The 17229-nt window shown below is 52.4% G+C and carries 18 protein-coding genes; 15 read left to right on the forward strand and 3 right to left on the reverse strand.

The window, feature by feature from the left end:
• Window positions 1-12 precede the first annotated feature (12 nt).
• The 15 genes from mutL to prfB all read left to right on the forward strand — a co-directional run bounded on the left by mutL (window position 13) and on the right by prfB (window position 13744).
• A complete protein-coding gene (gene mutL / locus LI114_RS07875) occupies window positions 13-2148 on the forward strand; it encodes a DNA mismatch repair endonuclease MutL (protein ID WP_227220209.1) in 2136 nt (711 codons plus the stop codon).
• Between the two features lie 10 nt (window positions 2149-2158).
• Entirely contained in the window at window positions 2159-3127 is a 969-nt protein-coding gene (miaA, locus tag LI114_RS07880) for a tRNA (adenosine(37)-N6)-dimethylallyltransferase MiaA (RefSeq protein ID WP_227220210.1), read from the forward strand.
• Between the two features lie 79 nt (window positions 3128-3206).
• Complete coding sequence (gene hfq / locus LI114_RS07885; protein ID WP_227220211.1) at window positions 3207-3449, forward strand: RNA chaperone Hfq; 243 nt, start codon at window positions 3207-3209, stop codon at window positions 3447-3449.
• A gap of 15 nt (window positions 3450-3464) precedes the next feature.
• Window positions 3465-4730, forward strand: a complete 1266-nt coding sequence (locus tag LI114_RS07890; RefSeq protein ID WP_227220212.1) for an HlyD family efflux transporter periplasmic adaptor subunit — start codon at window positions 3465-3467, stop codon at window positions 4728-4730.
• Window positions 4690-5403, forward strand: coding sequence for a YggS family pyridoxal phosphate-dependent enzyme (locus LI114_RS07895; protein WP_227220213.1), 714 nt, complete (start codon window positions 4690-4692; stop codon window positions 5401-5403). Before LI114_RS07890 ends, LI114_RS07895 begins: the two co-directional genes overlap by 41 nt.
• A gap of 5 nt (window positions 5404-5408) precedes the next feature.
• Window positions 5409-6038 carry a cell division protein SepF gene (locus tag LI114_RS07900; RefSeq protein WP_227220214.1) on the forward strand — a complete coding sequence of 210 codons (630 nt, stop codon included), beginning with the start codon at window positions 5409-5411 and terminating at the stop codon, window positions 6036-6038.
• The gene (locus LI114_RS07905; RefSeq protein ID WP_227220215.1) at window positions 6038-6817 is read left to right on the forward strand and encodes an RNA-binding protein; all 780 of its coding nucleotides are present in this window, start codon (window positions 6038-6040) and stop codon (window positions 6815-6817) included. Before LI114_RS07900 ends, LI114_RS07905 begins: the two co-directional genes overlap by 1 nt.
• A 12-nt stretch (window positions 6818-6829) precedes the next feature.
• The gene (locus LI114_RS07910) at window positions 6830-7615 is read left to right on the forward strand and encodes a DivIVA domain-containing protein (protein WP_227220216.1); all 786 of its coding nucleotides are present in this window, start codon (window positions 6830-6832) and stop codon (window positions 7613-7615) included.
• Between the two features lie 70 nt (window positions 7616-7685).
• Entirely contained in the window at window positions 7686-8210 is a 525-nt protein-coding gene (gene lspA / locus LI114_RS07915; RefSeq protein ID WP_227220217.1) for a signal peptidase II, read from the forward strand.
• Window positions 8200-9111, forward strand: coding sequence for an RluA family pseudouridine synthase (locus LI114_RS07920; RefSeq protein WP_227220218.1), 912 nt, complete (start codon window positions 8200-8202; stop codon window positions 9109-9111). Before lspA ends, LI114_RS07920 begins: the two co-directional genes overlap by 11 nt.
• A 12-nt stretch (window positions 9112-9123) precedes the next feature.
• Window positions 9124-9954, forward strand: coding sequence for an HAD-IIB family hydrolase (locus tag LI114_RS07925; RefSeq protein ID WP_227220219.1), 831 nt, complete (start codon window positions 9124-9126; stop codon window positions 9952-9954).
• A 22-nt stretch (window positions 9955-9976) separates the two neighbouring features.
• Window positions 9977-10816, forward strand: a complete 840-nt coding sequence (locus tag LI114_RS07930; RefSeq protein WP_227220220.1) for a transketolase — start codon at window positions 9977-9979, stop codon at window positions 10814-10816.
• A gap of 18 nt (window positions 10817-10834) precedes the next feature.
• On the forward strand, window positions 10835-11773 hold the full coding sequence (locus LI114_RS07935) for a transketolase family protein (protein ID WP_227220221.1): 939 nt from the start codon (window positions 10835-10837) through the stop codon (window positions 11771-11773).
• Between the two features lie 107 nt (window positions 11774-11880).
• On the forward strand, window positions 11881-12519 hold the full coding sequence (locus LI114_RS07940) for a sporulation protein YunB (protein ID WP_227220222.1): 639 nt from the start codon (window positions 11881-11883) through the stop codon (window positions 12517-12519).
• A gap of 88 nt (window positions 12520-12607) precedes the next feature.
• The gene (gene prfB / locus LI114_RS07945; RefSeq protein ID WP_022128567.1) at window positions 12608-13744 is read left to right on the forward strand and encodes a peptide chain release factor 2; all 1137 of its coding nucleotides are present in this window, start codon (window positions 12608-12610) and stop codon (window positions 13742-13744) included.
• 62 nt (window positions 13745-13806) lie between these two features.
• Here prfB and LI114_RS07950 read toward each other — a convergent pair whose 3' ends face one another.
• Genes LI114_RS07950 through LI114_RS07960 form a run of 3 tightly spaced genes read right to left on the reverse strand, consistent with a single transcriptional unit; the run spans window position 13807 to window position 17038 of the window.
• Window positions 13807-14793, reverse strand: coding sequence for an ATP-binding protein (locus LI114_RS07950; protein WP_227220223.1), 987 nt, complete (start codon window positions 14791-14793; stop codon window positions 13807-13809).
• A complete protein-coding gene (locus LI114_RS07955; RefSeq protein ID WP_227220224.1) occupies window positions 14790-15827 on the reverse strand; it encodes a DnaD domain protein in 1038 nt (345 codons plus the stop codon). The genes LI114_RS07950 and LI114_RS07955 overlap by 4 nt, the downstream gene beginning before the upstream one ends.
• Before the next feature lie 56 nt (window positions 15828-15883).
• Window positions 15884-17038, reverse strand: a complete 1155-nt coding sequence (locus LI114_RS07960) for a nucleotidyltransferase family protein (RefSeq protein WP_227220225.1) — start codon at window positions 17036-17038, stop codon at window positions 15884-15886.
• Window positions 17039-17229: the final 191 nt, after the last annotated feature.

Below are 17229 nucleotides of genomic sequence, written 5' to 3' on the forward strand. Positions count from 1 at the left end.
ACGGAGGAAAAAATGGCGGCTATAAGTCTGCTAAAAAAAGAAGTTTACGAGCTGATAGCGGCGGGAGAAGTAATCGACCGACCCGCTTCGGTGATAAAAGAGCTGCTGGAAAACGCAGTTGACGCGGGCGCTGATTCTGTCACCGTCGAGATAAAAAACGGCGGCAGGACTTTTATGCGCGTTACCGATAACGGCAGCGGAATACCTTTTGACCAAGTGCCGACGGCATTTTTGCGCCACGCTACCAGCAAGGTCGCCGAGAAAGCCGACCTCGAAAAGATCAGCACATTGGGCTTCCGCGGCGAAGCGCTCGCTTCGATATGCGCGGTTTCAAAGACCGAGGTGCTCACCAAAACGCACGATTCTCAGCTTGGCACGCGCTACGTCATAAGCGGCGGCGAGCAGCGGGAGTATGAGGCTGCGGGCTGCCCAGACGGCACGAGCGTTATCGTGCGCGACCTTTTCTACAACGTTCCCGCGCGGCTGAAATTCCTCAAAAAGGACGCTACCGAAGCCAACCGCATACAAGACCTGATGGGCAAGCTCGCCGTTTCTCACCCCGAGATCTCGGTAAAGCTCATCAAGGACAACGCGCAGGTATTCGTGACCGCGGGTGATGGCAAGCTTTACACCGCCGTATATTCCGTGTTCGGCAGAGAGTTCGCGAAGAGTATGCTCGAAGCGGACTATGCTTCCGAGGGCGTGAGCGTGCGCGGATTTGTTTCCAAACCGCTGACCTCTAAAAACAACCGTAAGTTCCAGATTTTCTATGTGAACGACAGATACATACGCTCCGAGGTCTGCTCGCAGGCGCTCGAGGAAGCGTACCGAAACAGCATAATGGTCGGCAGATTTCCCGCCTGCGTGCTGAATATACATATCGACCCCGATATGATAGACGTAAACGTGCACCCCGCAAAGACGGAGATACGTTTTTCCGACAACCGCTTTGTTTACAACGCCGTGTATTTCGCGGTGAAGCAGGCGCTTACCGAAAAGGACGTACCAACCCGCATGACCTTTGATAAGCGGCGCAATTTCGACCCCGAAAAGCTGTATGTAGAGCCTGAGGAAAGCAAGGCTGTGCAGATGGCTTTCGCTCCGCCGCGCACCGAGCGCGTGGAAAAGGCTGAAAAGCCCGTGCGGGAGCACACCGATGATCTTTTTTTAAGCTCGCTGGAAAGCCCCGCGCCGCAGGATAATGCGCAAAAGCCGCTTTGGAGCGGTGAACTGCCGCCCGCCGCGCCCGAGGAAGCGCCCGCGGAAAAGGCGGAGGATAGTAATGATCCGTATGACGATGACGCGTTTTTTCGGCTTTGTGAAAATTATAACGCTTCCTGCGCAGGAGATGGCGAAGCCAAGGCGAAGACAGAGCCTGAGCCTGCCGAAGATACAGAGCAGGATAACGTTGCCGATATTGCCGACATCGAGCCTAAAGATACCGACCTGCCGCAGAATTACGGCGAGGATACCGAGGCTGAAAGCAGCGGACTTTCAGAGGACTTCATGTTCGTAAAGACTTCTGATTTTGAGAAGCGCTACGACGTTCCGCAGCCCGCCGAAGAGCTGCCCGAGCCTGAGAAAAAGCCCGTGGTGGTCGGCGAGCTTTTCAAGACGTACATAGTCGCCCAGCGCGGAGATGAGATGCTGCTGATAGATAAGCACGCCGCTCACGAACGCTACATTTTCGAGAACATAAAAAGCGACAGCCGCAACCTTTCGTCGCAAACGCTGCTAGAGCCGATAATGGTCATGCTCTCATACGATGAGTACGACGCGCTGGCGGCGAACACCGATAAGGCGGCGAAGCTGGGCTTTATAATAGAGCCTGACGTTGCGCCAACTGTGGCGGTGCTGGGACTGCCGATGCTTCTGCGCGACGAGAACCCTACGGACATCGTTACCGAGATAGCGCACAAGCTGCTCATGAACGAGCGCGACCCCGCCCCCGAGCTTTACGACGACCTTTACCACACTATGGCGTGCAAAGCGGCGATAAAGGCGCACGACGACTCGAGCATACAAGAGCTGCAAAAGCTGGTGGACTCAATAGTAGACTGCGACATACGCTATTGCCCGCACGGCAGACCCGTTATGATAACCATGCCGAAGCGCGAGATCGAAAAGCAATTTAAGAGGATAGTTTGATTTTAAGGAGATGAACGATTTGCCCGAAAAAATACCGCTTTTAGTGATATGCGGCCCGACCGCTTCGGGCAAAACGCGCCTTGCCGTGGACTTAGCGCTCGCTTACGACGGCGAGGTGGTTTCGGCAGACTCTATGCAGATATACAAAGAGCTTTCCGTGATAACCGCTAAGGTAACGCCTGAGGAGATGCGCGGTGTTCCGCACCATTTGGTAGATTTTCTGCCGCCCGAAAAATCATTCTCGGTGGCGGATTACGTTCAGGCGGCGGGCGCGGCGATAGCCGATATACACGCGCGCGGCAAACTGCCGATAGTCTGCGGCGGCACGGGGCTTTACATCAGCTCGTTGGTGAAAAACGTGCAGTTCGATGACACGGGCGCTGACCCCGAGCTTCGGCGAGAGCTGGAAAATTTTGCGCAGGAGCACGGCAAACACGCGCTTTGGGAACGGCTGAACACCATCGACCCCGAAGCGGCGGCGCAGATACACGAGAACAACCTGGTACGCGTAGTCCGCGCGATAGAGATCTACGAAAAGACGGGGCTTACGCTCACCCAGCAAAAGATAAACAGTCTGCGTCAGGGAAGCCCTTACAACGCCTGCGTTATCCAGATAGGCTTTCGCGATAGGGCGGAGCTTTACGAGCGGATAGATAGGCGTGTGGACGAGATGATGGAAAACGGTATGCTTGAAGAAGCGCGCCGCGTGTATGAAACATCAGACCCCGCGACGGCGCATCAGGCGATAGGATATAAAGAGCTGATACCATATCTGAAAGGCGAGGCGGAACTGGCGGACTGCGTTGAGAAAATAAAGCTTGAAACGCGCCACTACGCTAAGCGCCAGCTGACGTGGTTTCGCAGAATGGATAATGTTACCACGGTTTATGCAGAAAAATCAGAAGAATATAAAATTTTTTTTGAAAATGTGCAAAAGAGTATAGCCAAATCGGAAATAATGTGCTATAATAAAGAATAAGGCAAAGAATAAGACAACGTATTTTTTGCCCGCAGATAGAGAAAAAAACAAACTTACGCAACTTCAGGAGTGTATGAAAATGAACAGAAACTTAAATCTTCAGGACGTATTTCTTAATCAGGCAAGGAAGGAAAAAATACCCGTAACTATGTTTCTTATGAACGGCTATCAGTTCAAGGGAATGGTAAAGGGCTTCGACAGCTATGTAGTTATCCTCGACTGCGAAGGCAAGCAGAACGTAGTTTACAAGCACGCTATATCCACCATCTGCCCCGCTCGCCAGATAAATATTCTCGAGCCTGCGGATATGTCGGCTGAATAAGGCGGATAAAGCTTTATGAGATCGGGCGTATTCAATAACATTACCGCCAAGGTCCTCATACTTCTGATAACCGCGCTGCTGCTGACAATGGTGGGCAGCCAGGCGTACCGCATACTTAACGACAGGCACGATACGCAGGAAGCGGTGCTTTACAGCATAAACGAAGACATAGATTTTCAGGGCGTGATAGTGCGCGACGAAACACCCGTTACATACAGCGGCGGGGGAGTGGTGAGCTACTCTTACTCCGACGGCAGCAAAGTATCTACGGGAAATGCCGTGGCGCAGATATTCGACTCGGAAGAGGCGGTATCGGCAGCGCGCAGGCTCGAACAGGTAGAAGAGGAGATAGCGCAGCTAAAACGCGCGCAAAATCCCGGCACTACCGATTACGTTCAGCCGGAATCTATAAGCGGTAAGATAGACGATTATTACAAACAGCTGCTCTCTTACAAAAACGAGGGCGAGTTTGAGAATTTCAGCGGCGTAAAAAGTGATATGTCGCTGGTAATGAATATCTACAACATAATATCGGGCATATCTTCGGATTACGATTCTAAGATAGCCGAGCTTCAGCAGGAGGAGATACAGCTGAAAAGCCAGACTGACAAGGCGAAGGACACGGTCGCCGCACCGCAGACGGGCTATTTCGTATCCTACTGCGACGGCTTTGAGGACAAGCTGAACAAGCAGAACGCCGAAAAGCTGGACGAAAGCGAGATAAACGATATTGTGAATTCGGCGGCAGCTCCGCAGGACAACACCAACTCGAACTACGTTGGAAAAATGTTTACTGATTACAGCTGCTATATTGTGGGCGTTATCGACACAGACAGCCGCGTCGCGCAGGACGCGAATTTGCAGCTTACGCTCGACTCCTCCGACACCGTTTACAACGTTACGGTAGAGTCGGTGAAAAAGGCGGACAGCGAAGGCAAGTCGGTAGTTGTGCTCTCTTGCGACAGCCTTGACGAGGCGCTTGTGGGCAGAAGAGTGCAGTCGATGCAGCTTATTTTTGACGAATATCAAGGACTTAAAGTGCCCAGATCTGCCATAAGATTTCAGGGAGATCAGAAAGGCGTTTATGTCATACTCGGTCAGGACATCACGTTCAAGAAGATAGACGTGATCTACGAGGGCAGCGATTTCGTGCTCTCGCGCAATACCTCAGACGAGGACTGCCTGCTGCTGTATGACCAGATTTTGTTGGAGGTGGTATCTGAACAAGATGTGCAGCGAAGTGAAAGCAGCAGCGGATCAGACATTTCCCGAGGTGCTTGAAAATATAAAGGAGATCCGCTACAATGTTGAAAATACCGCGGCAAAATACCGCGCCGGAGAGCCGGTAAGGATAATGGCGGTAACGAAAACGGTAGCACCTGAAAAGATAAATTTTGCGGTGAAAAACGGCTTTGACCTGCTTGGCGAAAACCGCGTTCAGGAATATCTTTCTAAGAAAGACTTTTACGACAGATCCGCAGAAGTACAATTTATCGGACACTTACAGACTAACAAGGTGAAGTACATAATCAACGAGGTGACGATGATACAGTCGGTAGACAGCCTAAAGCTTGCCGCCGAGATCGACCGCCTTGCTGCGAAAAACGGCAGAGTTATGAACGTGCTTCTTGAAGTGAACATCGGCGAAGAGGAGAGCAAGAGCGGCGTCAGCGCAAAGCAGCTGCTTGAGCTTGCGGAGCAGGCGGCCGAGCTGAAAAACATCAGCATAAAAGGCCTTATGGCCATACCGCCGCGCGGCGCTGACGAGAGCGTTTTCGCGCATATGCACGAACTGTTCCTCACGCTGAAAGAGAAAAATTCACCGCGCGTCAGTATGGAAATACTTTCCATGGGAATGTCGGGCGATTACGAGCTGGCCATAAAGCATGGCTCAAATCTGGTAAGAATAGGAACTGGGCTTTTCGGAGCCAGAAATTATAATACGGAGGGGTAAATAAAATGAGTTTATGGGACGGCTTTAAAAGCATTTTCGTCGGCGAAGAGGACATAGAGCAGGAAAGCTATGAAACATACCGCCAGCCGCCGAAAAAAGAGCCTGCGCCGCGCGCCGAAAGAACCGAGTACCGCGCTGAGCCCAGACCCGAGGATATACGCTACGAGGAGCCTGTAAGACCCGAGCCGGAGCCGCAGCCTGAGAGAGCAAGTACCCAGCGTACTGCGCCCAGACAGCAGCACCAGTCTGCCAATAACAGACAGAGCAGACAGACAAGCTCGGTGAGAAATGCCAATACAAGACAAAATTACAATAATAAGAGAGAGAAGGAAGTTGAAATGTCTACTACCGAACAGTCATCATTCGATCTGGTACTTGCAAGACCTAACAATTACAGAGATGTAAACGCCATCGGCGACGACCTGAACGCAGGAAAGACCGTTATTCTCAACCTTGAAATGGTAAAGCAGGAGGACGCCACCAGAATACTTGATTTTCTTTCGGGTGTAGCTTATGCTAACGATGACGAGATCAAGATGATGGCGCAGAAGACCTACGCTATCATGCCTGCGACCGTAAACTTCTCGGGCGTTGACTTAGTAAGCGAGCTGGAGAACAACGGTTACAATTTCTGATGAAAAAAACGCTCGCGTTTTTGGGGGATATTTCCGACGAGGACAGGATATTCGCAAACTCGGTTGCCGATAAAGTGCGTGCAGCGCAGGAGAGATACCGCGATTCATACACGTTTTTTCTTGGCGAGGGCAGTCAGGAGCTGGCGCGAAAGGTGTTGGCTTCGCAGCAGCATGAAAACTTCGCATTTTTTGGAGGATACGAGGGCGCAGACCGAAAGGTCTTGGGCATTTTCGGTGAATATTCGCTGCCGCAGACGGAAGATTTCCCTGTAAAGGCGCTTACATTTACATACAGCAAACGTGAAAAGCTTACCCACCGCGATTTTCTGGGGGCGCTGATGTCGATGAACGTTGCTCGCGAAACTGTCGGCGATATACTGGTGAACGAGGGCAGCACGACTGTTTTCCTGCTGAATACAGCCGCGGGCGAAGCTATGCGCACCATCGCAAAGATCGGCAGGACGGGTGTTCAGATAAACGAAGGCTTTGACGAGGACAGCCTGCCCGAGCAGAAATTTTCTGAGATAACGGGCACGGTATCGTCGCTGCGGGCGGACTGCATAGTCGCGCTGGCGGCCAGGTGCTCGCGGACAAAGGCGGAACAGCTAATTTCGGCTGGATCGGTGAGCGTAAAAGGCGTGCCGCTGACTGACGGCGCAAAAAAGCTTAGCGAGGGCGACGGCTTTTCGGTGCGCGGCCATGGAAAGTATATTTTTAGCAAAATTGGCGGAAGTACGAAAAAGGAAAGAACTTTTATAGAGTTAAAAAAATTCATTTAGGAGGCATTTATTATGTTGGAACCCGAAAAGATCAGAAGCAAAAGATTTGCTACCGTGAAAAACGGCTGCAATCCTGCCGAGGTTTCTTCATTTTTAGCGGAGATAGCTGACGAGATAGCAGCTTTGCAGTCCGCTAATGCAGACAGTGAGGAAAAAATTGTAAAGTTAGTTGAGAAGATAAATCAGTACCGCGAGGACGAAGAAGCGATAAAGTCTGCAATGGTTTATGCCCAGAAAGAATCGAACAAGCTCATAAACGACGCTAAAGCGAAGGCACGAGACATGATAGAGTCGGCTAAGACCGAGCAGGTGCGCCTTTCGGAGCAGAGCGCTGCCGAGTGCGAAAAGATAATAGAGGAGCACAAGGCGAAATGCGCTGAGCTGATACAGCAGCAGACCGAATCAACGCAGGCTGAGATCGTTGCGATACAGCAGGAGTACGACGACGAAAAGGCGGCGCTTGACGATCTGCGCGCGCAGGTGACCTATTTCAAGTCTCAGCTTACCGAGCTTTACACCAAGCAGCTCGCGCTCATCATGGACATTCCGCAGATGGACAGCGACGAACTTGCCGAGTATGAAGAGGGCTACGACGAATACGCCGACGATGAATATGACGATTACGACGAAGAGTACGACTACGATGAGGAGTACGAGGATGAGTATGAAGAGCCAGCGGAGGACGAAAAGACCGCGGAGCAGAAGCATATCGACGAGGTGCTCAACACAGCTTCATTCGAGCCGATAATCCCCAAGCCCGATTCGGCAGACCTTCTTTTCGGTAAAAACACCAAGTAATATCAGGGCTTTGCGGAGAATATCTGCAAAGCCTTAGCTATACTGCGCGTGCCGCAGGGAAAGAGTTTTAATGTTAGTTATCTCACTTATCATCGCCGCAGTCATCGCGGCGGCAGACCAGCTCATAAAATACGCTGTAGTGCAAAATTTCGCGCTGGGCGATGTAAAAGAGCTGATACACGGCGTACTCAGCCTTACGCACATACGCAATACCGGCGCGGCGTGGAGCATGATGGCAGGCAAAACATGGTTTTTGATCGGTATGCCGCTCGTTATAATCGTGTTTGCGCTGGGCTTTATTTACAAAAACCGCCATGGCTCGAAGCTCGGGCTGATCTCTATGGCGATGGTTCTGGGCGGCGGCATCGGTAATCTTATCGACAGGATACGGCTGAAAGAGGTCGTGGACTACATCAGGGCAGATTTTATAAATTTTCCGATATTTAACTTTGCAGACATTTGCGTCGTTATCGGCGCGGTACTGTTCTGCATTTACATAATATGTAGTGAAGAGTCCGAAAAAAAGGACAAAAAAGCCGAACAGTCCGCAAAAGCGGACAGTAACGACGGCGGAGATATTTCAGATGGCGAGTGAAAGGCTGACGCTTGAGGCGGCGAACGAAGCTGCGGGCATGCGTATAGACAAGTGGCTCGCAATGCAGTTGCCCGAGCTTTCACGCTCACGGATTGAAGCACTGATAAGCGGCGGCGGCGTTGTCGTGAACGGCAAAAATCCCTCAAAAAGCTTGAAATTAAAGGGCGGCGAGCAGATAGAGCTTGAGATACCCGAGCCGCAGGAATTGGAAGTTTTGCCGCAGGATATTCCGATTGAGATAGTCTACGAGGACGACCAACTTTTGGTAGTCAACAAGCCGAAAAGCATGGTGGTGCACCCCGCGCCTGGCAACCCCGACGGTACGCTCGTCAACGCGCTGCTGTACCACTGCAAGGGCAGGCTATCTTCGATAAACGGCATTATCCGCCCCGGAATAGTGCACCGGATCGACAAAATGACGAGCGGACTGCTGATGGTCGCGAAGACCGACGCGGCGCACCGCTGTTTGGCGGAGCAGATAAAGCAGCACAGCTTTACGCGCGAGTACATGGCAGTAGTCTGCGGAGCGTTTTCGCCCGAGAGCGGAACGATCAGCGCGCCGATCGGCAGAAGCAAGTACGACCGCAAAAAAATGTGCGTGACGGAGCATTGTGCAAAGCCCGCAGTGACGCACTACGAAACCATCGAGCGGCTGAAAGGCTGGTCGGTGATGCGCTTTCGGCTGGAAACTGGCAGAACGCACCAGATACGCGTGCACTGCGCCTACTCGGGCCACCCCGTGCTTGGCGACGAGGTGTACGGCAAGCCTTTCAAGGGCATAGAGGGGCAGTGTTTGCATGCAAAAAAGATCGGCTTTATCCACCCGAACGGGGAGTACATGGAGTTTGACAGCCCGCTGCCCGAATATTTTGAGGCGGTACTGCGAAACCTCAGAAAATAGGAGGGATCTTATTTGTTTGAAAATATTTCCAAAACTGTATTGATAACGGATATGGACGGCACATTCCTGCCCGCTAGCAAAGTGCCCACCCGCAAGTGCCTAGAAGCGGTAGAGCGTTTTGAGCGCGCGGGCGGCAGATTTTCCATCGCGACGGGCAGAGCCATACAGGCGGCGAACCAGTATTTCGGCATGGTGGAGGTCAACTGCCCGATAATCATGTGCAACGGCGGAATGGTCTACGATATAAAAAGCGGCGAGCACATCTACGATGTATTTCTGCCGCAGGACGTTCGCGGGCTGGTGAAAGAGATACTCGCCGCGAACCCAGAGATAGGCTGCGAGGTGCTGACGGCGAACGCCGTTTACGTCCCCGCTATGACGCCGATGGAGGCGCGCCACAACGAAATTTGCAAGGTAACGCCCGTGATATGCGGCGTTGACGAGATACCCGAAAGCGATTGGTACAAGGTGCTTTTCGCAGCTGACCCCGCTAAGCCCGAGATGATGAAAAAGCTGATAGCATTCGTCGAGGAAAAGGGCTACGACGGAGTAGATTTCGTGCGCTCGAGTTTGGAGTATTACGAGATACTGCCTTTGAACATCTCAAAGGGCACGGCGCTCGGCGAACTGCGAAAGGCCTGCAGTATGCAGGATTACACTTTCGTTGCGGCGGGCGATTACAATAACGACATCGAACTTCTGCAAGCGGCTGACGTGGCGGTGTGCCCATCGAACGCGACGGAAGAAGTGAAAAAGGTCGCCGATATAGTCTTTGAGCAGTCCTGCGAGGAAGATTTTATAGCGGCGGTAATAGACTATATATTTAAAAAACTGGAAAAATAATATGTTATTTGGAGGTAAAAACATGGACGCTACTTTGAAAAAACAGCTTGAGATCACAGCCTGCAAGGTGCGAATGGGAATAATCGAGGGCGTGCACAGCGCCAAGTCGGGTCACCCTGGCGGCTCGCTTTCGATAGCCGACACGCTGACTTATCTTTATTTCGCAAAGATGAACGTGTACCCCGATAAGCCTGAAGAGCCGCAGAGAGACCGCCTTGTGCTCTCAAAGGGCCACACCGCACCCGCGCTTTACTCGACCCTAGCGCAGAGAGGATTTTTCCCCGAAGAGGAGCTGAAGAGCCTGCGTCACATCGGCGCTATGCTTCAGGGTCACCCCTGCATACACATTCCCGGCGTGGATATGTCTTCCGGCTCGCTCGGTCAGGGCATTTCGGCGGCTTGCGGAATGGCGCTTTCGGCTAAGGTCTCTTCCGACACTTACAAGGTCTACACCATTCTCGGCGACGGCGAGATCGAAGAGGGTCAGGTTTGGGAAGCGGCGATGTTCGCGGCGCACTACAAGCTCGACAACCTTGTTGCTATAGTTGACAACAACGGCCTGCAGATCGACGGAAAGATCGAGGACGTAATGTCCCCCTACCCGATAGTTGATAAATTTAAAGCTTTCGGCTGGCACGTTATCGAGATGGACGCGCACGATTTCGACTCCATCGAAGCGGCTTTCAACGAAGCGGAGAGCGTTTCGGGACAGCCCGTTGCGATAATCCAGAAGAGCGTTAAGGGCAAGGGCGTTTCGTTTATGGAAAATAATGTTTCATGGCACGGCTCTGCACCTAACGACGAGCAGTACGAGCAGGCAATGGGCGAGCTGAAAGCAGCGCTCGCGGCACTTGAGGCATAAAGAAAGGAACGAATAAAAATGGCAGAAGTTAAAAAGATTGCTACCAGAGAAAGCTACGGCAACGCGCTTGCAGAGCTTGGCGATAAGTACGAAAACCTTTACGTTCTCGACGCTGACCTTGCCGCGGCTACCAAAACAGGCATTTTCAAGAAAAAGTTTCCCGATAGATTTTTCGACTGCGGCATAGCTGAGGCTAACATGATGGGCGTTGCGGCAGGCATGGCGGCTACGGGCAAGATTCCCTTCGCCTCCACATTCGCGATGTTCGCGGCGGGCAGAGCTTTCGAGATCGTTAGAAACTCCATCGGCTACCCCCACTTGAACGTCAAGATCGGCGCTACTCACGCGGGCATTTCGGTCGGCGAGGACGGCGCTACACACCAGTGCAACGAGGACATCGCGCTGATGAGAACTATCCCCGGTATGACAATAATCAACCCCGCGGACGACGTTGAGGCGAAAGCTGCGGTAGAGGCGGCTATCCTGCATGAAGGCCCCGTTTATATGCGCTTCGGCAGACTTGCGGCGCCTGTTTTCAACGACGCTGACACATACAAATTCGAGCTTGGCAAGGGCATAAAGCTGCGCGAGGGAAGCGATATTTCGATAATCGCGACAGGACTGATGGTTTCCGAAGCTCTCAAGGCGGCTGAGATACTGGCGGCTGAGGGCGTTTCCGCCGAGGTCATCAATATCCACACCATCAAGCCGATCGACAAGGAGATGATCACCGCGACCGCTGCAAAGACCCGCAAGGTTCTGACGGTAGAGGAGCACAGCGTTATCGGCGGACTCGGCTCGGCAGTATGCGACGTGCTGGCTGAGACCTGCCCGACGAAGGTCGTAAAGATCGGCGTGAACGATGAGTTCGGTCACTCCGGCCCAGCTGTAAAACTGCTCGAAGAGTTCGGACTTTATGCTGACAACATCGTGAAAACGGCTAAGGCAATGGTCTGATATACACATAAAAATTTTTAGCGGACGGTGAATGCTGTCCGCTTTTTTGTACACTTGCACTCTTTCATCGGCTGCGGGATATTATGTAATGAAAGGGGGCGGCAGCTTTGCGGTATGGAAAAGACAGGCGTTTCGGACGGCTTAGGGGCGCGATTTTGTGCATAGCGGCGGCGGCGGGTCTGATCTGTGCGGTTATCTACCTGCAAATGGTAAAGCACATGAAAGAGATATGCGAGTACAAGGGTCGGCAGACGGCGAACGCACTGGTGGCGCGGGCGGTGGACGATTGTATGCTGGGCGAAAACGGTGATTATTTGCAGATAGAGTACGCGGAGGACGGCGGGATAGCGGCGATAACGTCGGATACATACAGGATAAACGCGCTGGAAAACAGTCTGCGGCGGCAGATAAACGAGGAGTTTTCGCACATTGAGGACAACGAAATGGGTGTGCCGCTGGGAACGCTTAGCGGGATAACGGCGCTGAGCGGGCGGGGCGCGGAGGTGCGTATAAAGCTTCATCAGGTCGGCGCGGTGGACGTTTCGCTGAAAAGCGAGTTTGAGTCTGCAGGGATAAATCAGACTCGTCACTGTCTGAAAGTGGTAGTAAAGTCGGAACTTTCCGCGATACTGCCGGGGCACTCGACCGATATCACGGCGGAGGACGAATATTTGATAAGCGAAACGGTGATAGCGGGCGAACTGCCGCAGGGGCTTTGGAATACGGCAGATCTGCTCGAGAATTGACGTTTGTAAGCTGCCGCACTTGACATAACGGCGCAAATGTGTTATAATAAAAAATAATGCGTAATTATGTATAAGGAGAAGTTAATATATGGTATTTCTGGAAAATCTGAAATCACAGCTTGAAAGCTTTAGACCTAAAATAAAAGAGCTTCACGACGTTTTCGACATCGAAAACAGCAAGGAGCGCATACTCGAACTGCAGGAAAAGGCTGCAGAGCCAGGCTTTTGGGATGACCCCGAGAAGAGCCAGCCCGTGCTGAAAGAGACCCGCACTCTGGAGGGACACATTGAAAAGTACGAAAAGATAACCTCGGCTTTCGACGACATCGAGGTAATGATCGAGATGGCAGCTGAGGAAGAGGACTCGGAGGAGATAGTTGCGGAGATCGAGCAGGAGATCGAGGCGCTCGGCAAGAACATCGAAGAGCTCACCCTCGCTTCGCTGCTGACGGGCGAGTACGATAAGAGCAACGCGATACTTAACTTCCACGCGGGCGCGGGCGGAACTGAGGCGCAGGACTGGACTGAAATGCTTTTCAGAATGTACACGCGCTGGGGCGAGCTGCACGGCTTTAACGTCAAAACGCTCGATTATCTCGAGGGCGGCGACGCGGGACTCAAGAGCGCTTCTATAATCGTTGAGGGCGAGAACGCTTACGGCTACCTCAAGAGCGAGTCGGGCGTACACCGCCTGGTGCGCGTTTCGCCTTTTGACGCTTCGGGAAGCCGCCACACTTCGTTTTCGGCGATCGACGTAATGCCCGAAATGGACGATTCGATAAACGTCGAGATCAACCCCGCCGACATCGAAATGCAGGTTTACCGTTCGTCGGGCGCTGGCGGTCAGCACATCAACAAGACATCTTCGGCAGTCCGCCTTATCCATAAGCCTACCGGAATTGTAACATCCTGCCAGACCCAGCGTTCGCAGTTCCAGAACCGCGACTACGCTATGAAAATGCTGGTAGCGAAGCTGGTCGAGATCAAGGAGCGTGAGCACCTCGAGAAGATCGACGACATAAAGGGCGTTCAGAAAGAGATCGCTTGGGGCGCGCAGATACGTTCATATGTTTTCATGCCGTACACGCTGGTAAAAGACCACCGCACAGGCTACGAAACGGCTAATGTCAACGCGGTAATGGACGGCAATATCGACGGTTTTATCAACGCATACCTCAAATCACTCTCGCTCGGCAATCTGAACGAAGAGGATAGAAAAGACTGATAATTGCACATTTAGGCATAAAGAAAACGGCTCAGAAACGAGCCGTTTTTTGTTTCATATTTTTATACTTTGCGCTGATTTTTCGTCAGCCTGTTCTCCATTTTCTGCTGGCGAATATCGTTGCCGACGAACTGTATCGGCAAAAATTCGTTGAGCAGACGCGTGCAGATTCGCTCGTTGTACTTGTTATTAAGCTCAGCTTTGGTCAAATTAGTGGTAATAATTGTAGGCTTTTTCTGATTTATCCTGCCGTTTATCACGCTGTAAAACGCAGCTTCGTAAAACGGGCTGGAGAATTCCGAGCCGAGGTCGTCGATGATCACAAAATCTGCCTGCAAAAGCGTGTCGAGCGTATTGCCCTCGCTTCTGCCAAAATGCTCGTCCTCGATCTTTCGCATGAAGTCGGAAACGCTGCCGATCGCCACGCTAAAGCCATCGCTCGCAAGTTTTTTCGCCATGCAGGAAGCAAGGAAAGTTTTACCAAGCCCCGTTCTGCCGATGAAGAGCATCGGGCGTGTGCCGCGTGGAAATTCGCGGCAGTATTTCAGCAGGTAGCTGTAAATTTGGTTCATGTGTTTGCGCGGGTCGCCCTCGGGGTAAAACTCGGGGCGGTACTCGTCGAAATCGCGCAGCGCGATGGTCGAGCTTTCGTTCAGCTCCTCAGCGGCGTAAGTCCTCAGCAAGTCCTCGAAACAACTGCACCGCACGCCCTCGACGTAGCCTGTGTCGCGGCACTTTTCGCAGACGAAGCGCGGTTTGAGGTAGTCGGCGTCGCCCGTCAGATTTTTGACCAGCATGGTGATGCGCGCCTGAGTGGCGAGGTTATTGTCGCGCACGATCTCTGCCGCCGATTTGGCGTTTGGCTCGTGGTTGGCGACCAGTTTCACCAGCTCAAAATACGAGCTTTGTATTTTGTTTTCAAGCGTTTTGACCTCGGGCATTTCGGCGTAAACGCGCTTGCGGCGGCGTTCGAGGTCGGCAGCCGAGTCCTTGCGGCGCTGCGAAAGCACCGCCTCCGCCTTGTCAAAAGTTTTTTGCGTGTATTTCAAATGTCGTCATCCTCCTCAAAGCCGAGCGTATTCGGGTCAAAATTGTCTGCCATTTGCTGCCAGCGATCGAGGTCGTAGGAGGGCTTTTCCTGCTCAATCTGCCTGCGCCGCGCGATCTCCTGCCGCTCGACGTCCTCGGGCGTGGCAATGCCGCTCTCTTTCCAGCGCTTTAGAATGCCGTTTATGTAGCTTACGCTAGTCTTGTTCTTGTTTTCGCGGCAACGTTCACCTGCAAGATCTACCATATCTGCACTGAATCCCCATGAGTTCCACTCTGCAAACATCTCTTCCTGCTTCTTGGTAAGCTTGCCTTCGATGCCCAACACCCTCGCGAACCGCACGTTGACATCGTGCTGTTTCTCCTGTTCGGCGATCTCGCTTTCTACCTGTGCGTATGTGCAAATGCCCCTCGAGAACCAGTCCTTGGCAACAGTTTCTATGTATGCGATGCGTGGTTTGCCGATGGAAACGCAAAAATCGATGAGCATGAGGATCGAGGGCACGTCGTAGCCGTAGTATTCGTAGAGGTTGAGAAGCCCCGCGGTCTCGCTGCCGTTTATCAGCCTGCCAAAAATGCGTTCGGCCTGGTCGAAAAGAGTTTTCAGCTCGGCATTTTTCTTGACCTTTTCCATTATTTCCTTGTTGGAGTAGCGCATGATCGACTTCGCTGCGGCGGTGTTCTTCATCGGGTTCACAGCGTCGGTAACGCAGACGGGCGCTGCGGGCGTTTCATGCTTCGGCATGATCGGCGCGCTGGTCGGTTCGGCTTGCTTCGGTGCGCTTTCTCCGACAGTTTCCGCTGAGATAACTCCGCAATTTTTCCAAAAAAGTATGCCATCGGCAGCGGTCGAAATGTTCTTGAACCCGCATCGCTCAGCAATTTCCTGCTCGTCGGCGATGTCGCTGTCCGCACACAGCAGACACATCAGTACTTTAAAGTAGTCCGCATCGGCAGTTTTGATGTATTTGTCAACAGCGCTGCATGGAACGCTGAAAAATCTCCCCACTCTAGGTAAGTCTATCCTGTATTTCATGACATTCATTCCTTAAATGATCTTAGCTTTAATTATATCACAAATCGCCGAGTTAGTCAATCGGCGGGCACGATTTTCCGCGTGTACTCGTTCTCGAAAATGCCCGTGTTCATCTGCATCAGCCGTACCGCGCGGTTCTCTATTGTCGCAATGTGCGCCGCCTGCGTCGAGCTTTTTTCCAGCTTTCGCAGCGATGTCGAGATCGGCAGATCGCCTTTCGCCCGCGCGATGATCTCCGCTCCGCGCTTGTTGAACGCCAGTATCCGCAGGCATGGCACGCCGTCAGTAAAGTCCGCTTTTTTCGCGCCGATAGCGAGATGCAGTGCGCTTCGGCGTATCCGCGCGAGCGTGAAATTTCGCGGCTTGACTTGTGCAAGAAACGTTTGCAAGTTTTCGGCGGGCTGTTCGGCGGCGCGCAAAATCCTGTCCGCCAGATTTTCATTGATCTCGGGTGATCGCAAAAGCTGTTCGCGCGTGGCGGTCAGCAGGCGGTAATATATGGCGTTCTCGGCGGCGTGCGGGTGTTTTGGCGGCGCGATGTTTACGCCGTTCGGCAGATATTCTAGTGCATTACCCCCGTTTTGGATAGCCCCTCGCAGATATGAACCGCTTGCAAATCCGTCCTGCGGAGGAAAATCGTGCCCCGCGCCGATACGCTTTATAGGGATAATTTCTGCGTTAGGTGCATATTTTGACAATGCAGTTATATATTCACAGGCAAGCGTACTGTTCGGCGACGAAACCGCGGCGGCTATCTCTTCACCGTAGATCTCCAGCGTGGCGGCTTTGAGCGCGGCAGGGTAGGAAAGCCCTCCCGCAAGCGCGCGCTTTACCGCTTCACTGTCTGACAAATTCTGCATAGCGTTTGCGGTGTTTTTCAGTAGTTCGGCGCTTTCAAATTCGCTTCCGAACGCGAGCGCGTCAATGTTCAACTGTACTAAAATTTGTACAGCTGAGTCGGCAAACCAAGGCGCGGCAGAGCATGAAAACGGCGCGGGAAGTTCGATAACAAGGTCTGCACCGTTTGCGACCGCCGCCGCCGCACGCTCGTGCTTTGAGCATATCGCAGTTTCGCCGCGCTGTACCGCCGCACCGCTCATGGCTACGGCGATGTGGCTTGCCCCGCGCCTGCGCGCCTCGGCTATCAAATATGCGTGCCCCTTGTGAAAGGGGTTGAATTCCGCTACGATACCTGCTGTAAACACCGACATTTCCTCCGTGAATAATTTTACATTTAATGACTAAAATCGGCGGCAAAATTTGTGCAAAACGTCGAAGATGGGAAATGCACTTGAAAAATCGCCGCAAAGTTGCTATAATAATAGTATATTGGATTTTTGCGTCCTTGTCAAGGGCGCAGGCGTACAAATCCGTAAGAATAATTCCGAAAAGGGGTCTTTAA

It is taken from the genome of Ruminococcus sp. 210702-SL.1.03, from assembly GCF_020559915.1.
Classification (GTDB): Bacteria; Bacillota; Clostridia; order Oscillospirales; family Ruminococcaceae; genus YE71.

Bases quoted from the DNA above. Each gene is read 5' to 3' on its own strand.
- mutL (WP_227220209.1), top strand. From the start codon at position 13: ATGGCGGCTATAAGTCTGCTAAAAAAAGAAGTTTACGAGCTGATAGCG.
- lspA (WP_227220217.1), top strand. From the start codon at position 7,686: ATGTTAGTTATCTCACTTATCATCGCCGCAGTCATCGCGGCGGCAGAC.
- LI114_RS07890 (WP_227220212.1), top strand. From the start codon at position 3,465: ATGAGATCGGGCGTATTCAATAACATTACCGCCAAGGTCCTCATACTT.
- miaA (WP_227220210.1), top strand. From the start codon at position 2,159: ATGAACGATTTGCCCGAAAAAATACCGCTTTTAGTGATATGCGGCCCG.
- hfq (WP_227220211.1), top strand. From the start codon at position 3,207: ATGAACAGAAACTTAAATCTTCAGGACGTATTTCTTAATCAGGCAAGG.
- LI114_RS07935 (WP_227220221.1), top strand. From the start codon at position 10,835: ATGGCAGAAGTTAAAAAGATTGCTACCAGAGAAAGCTACGGCAACGCG.
- prfB (WP_022128567.1), top strand. From the start codon at position 12,608: ATGGTATTTCTGGAAAATCTGAAATCACAGCTTGAAAGCTTTAGACCT.
- LI114_RS07930 (WP_227220220.1), top strand. From the start codon at position 9,977: ATGGACGCTACTTTGAAAAAACAGCTTGAGATCACAGCCTGCAAGGTG.
- LI114_RS07905 (WP_227220215.1), top strand. From the start codon at position 6,038: ATGAAAAAAACGCTCGCGTTTTTGGGGGATATTTCCGACGAGGACAGG.
- LI114_RS07960 (WP_227220225.1), bottom strand. From the start codon at position 17,038: ATGTCGGTGTTTACAGCAGGTATCGTAGCGGAATTCAACCCCTTTCAC.
- LI114_RS07920 (WP_227220218.1), top strand. From the start codon at position 8,200: ATGGCGAGTGAAAGGCTGACGCTTGAGGCGGCGAACGAAGCTGCGGGC.
- LI114_RS07910 (WP_227220216.1), top strand. From the start codon at position 6,830: ATGTTGGAACCCGAAAAGATCAGAAGCAAAAGATTTGCTACCGTGAAA.
- LI114_RS07955 (WP_227220224.1), bottom strand. From the start codon at position 15,827: ATGAAATACAGGATAGACTTACCTAGAGTGGGGAGATTTTTCAGCGTT.
- LI114_RS07900 (WP_227220214.1), top strand. From the start codon at position 5,409: ATGAGTTTATGGGACGGCTTTAAAAGCATTTTCGTCGGCGAAGAGGAC.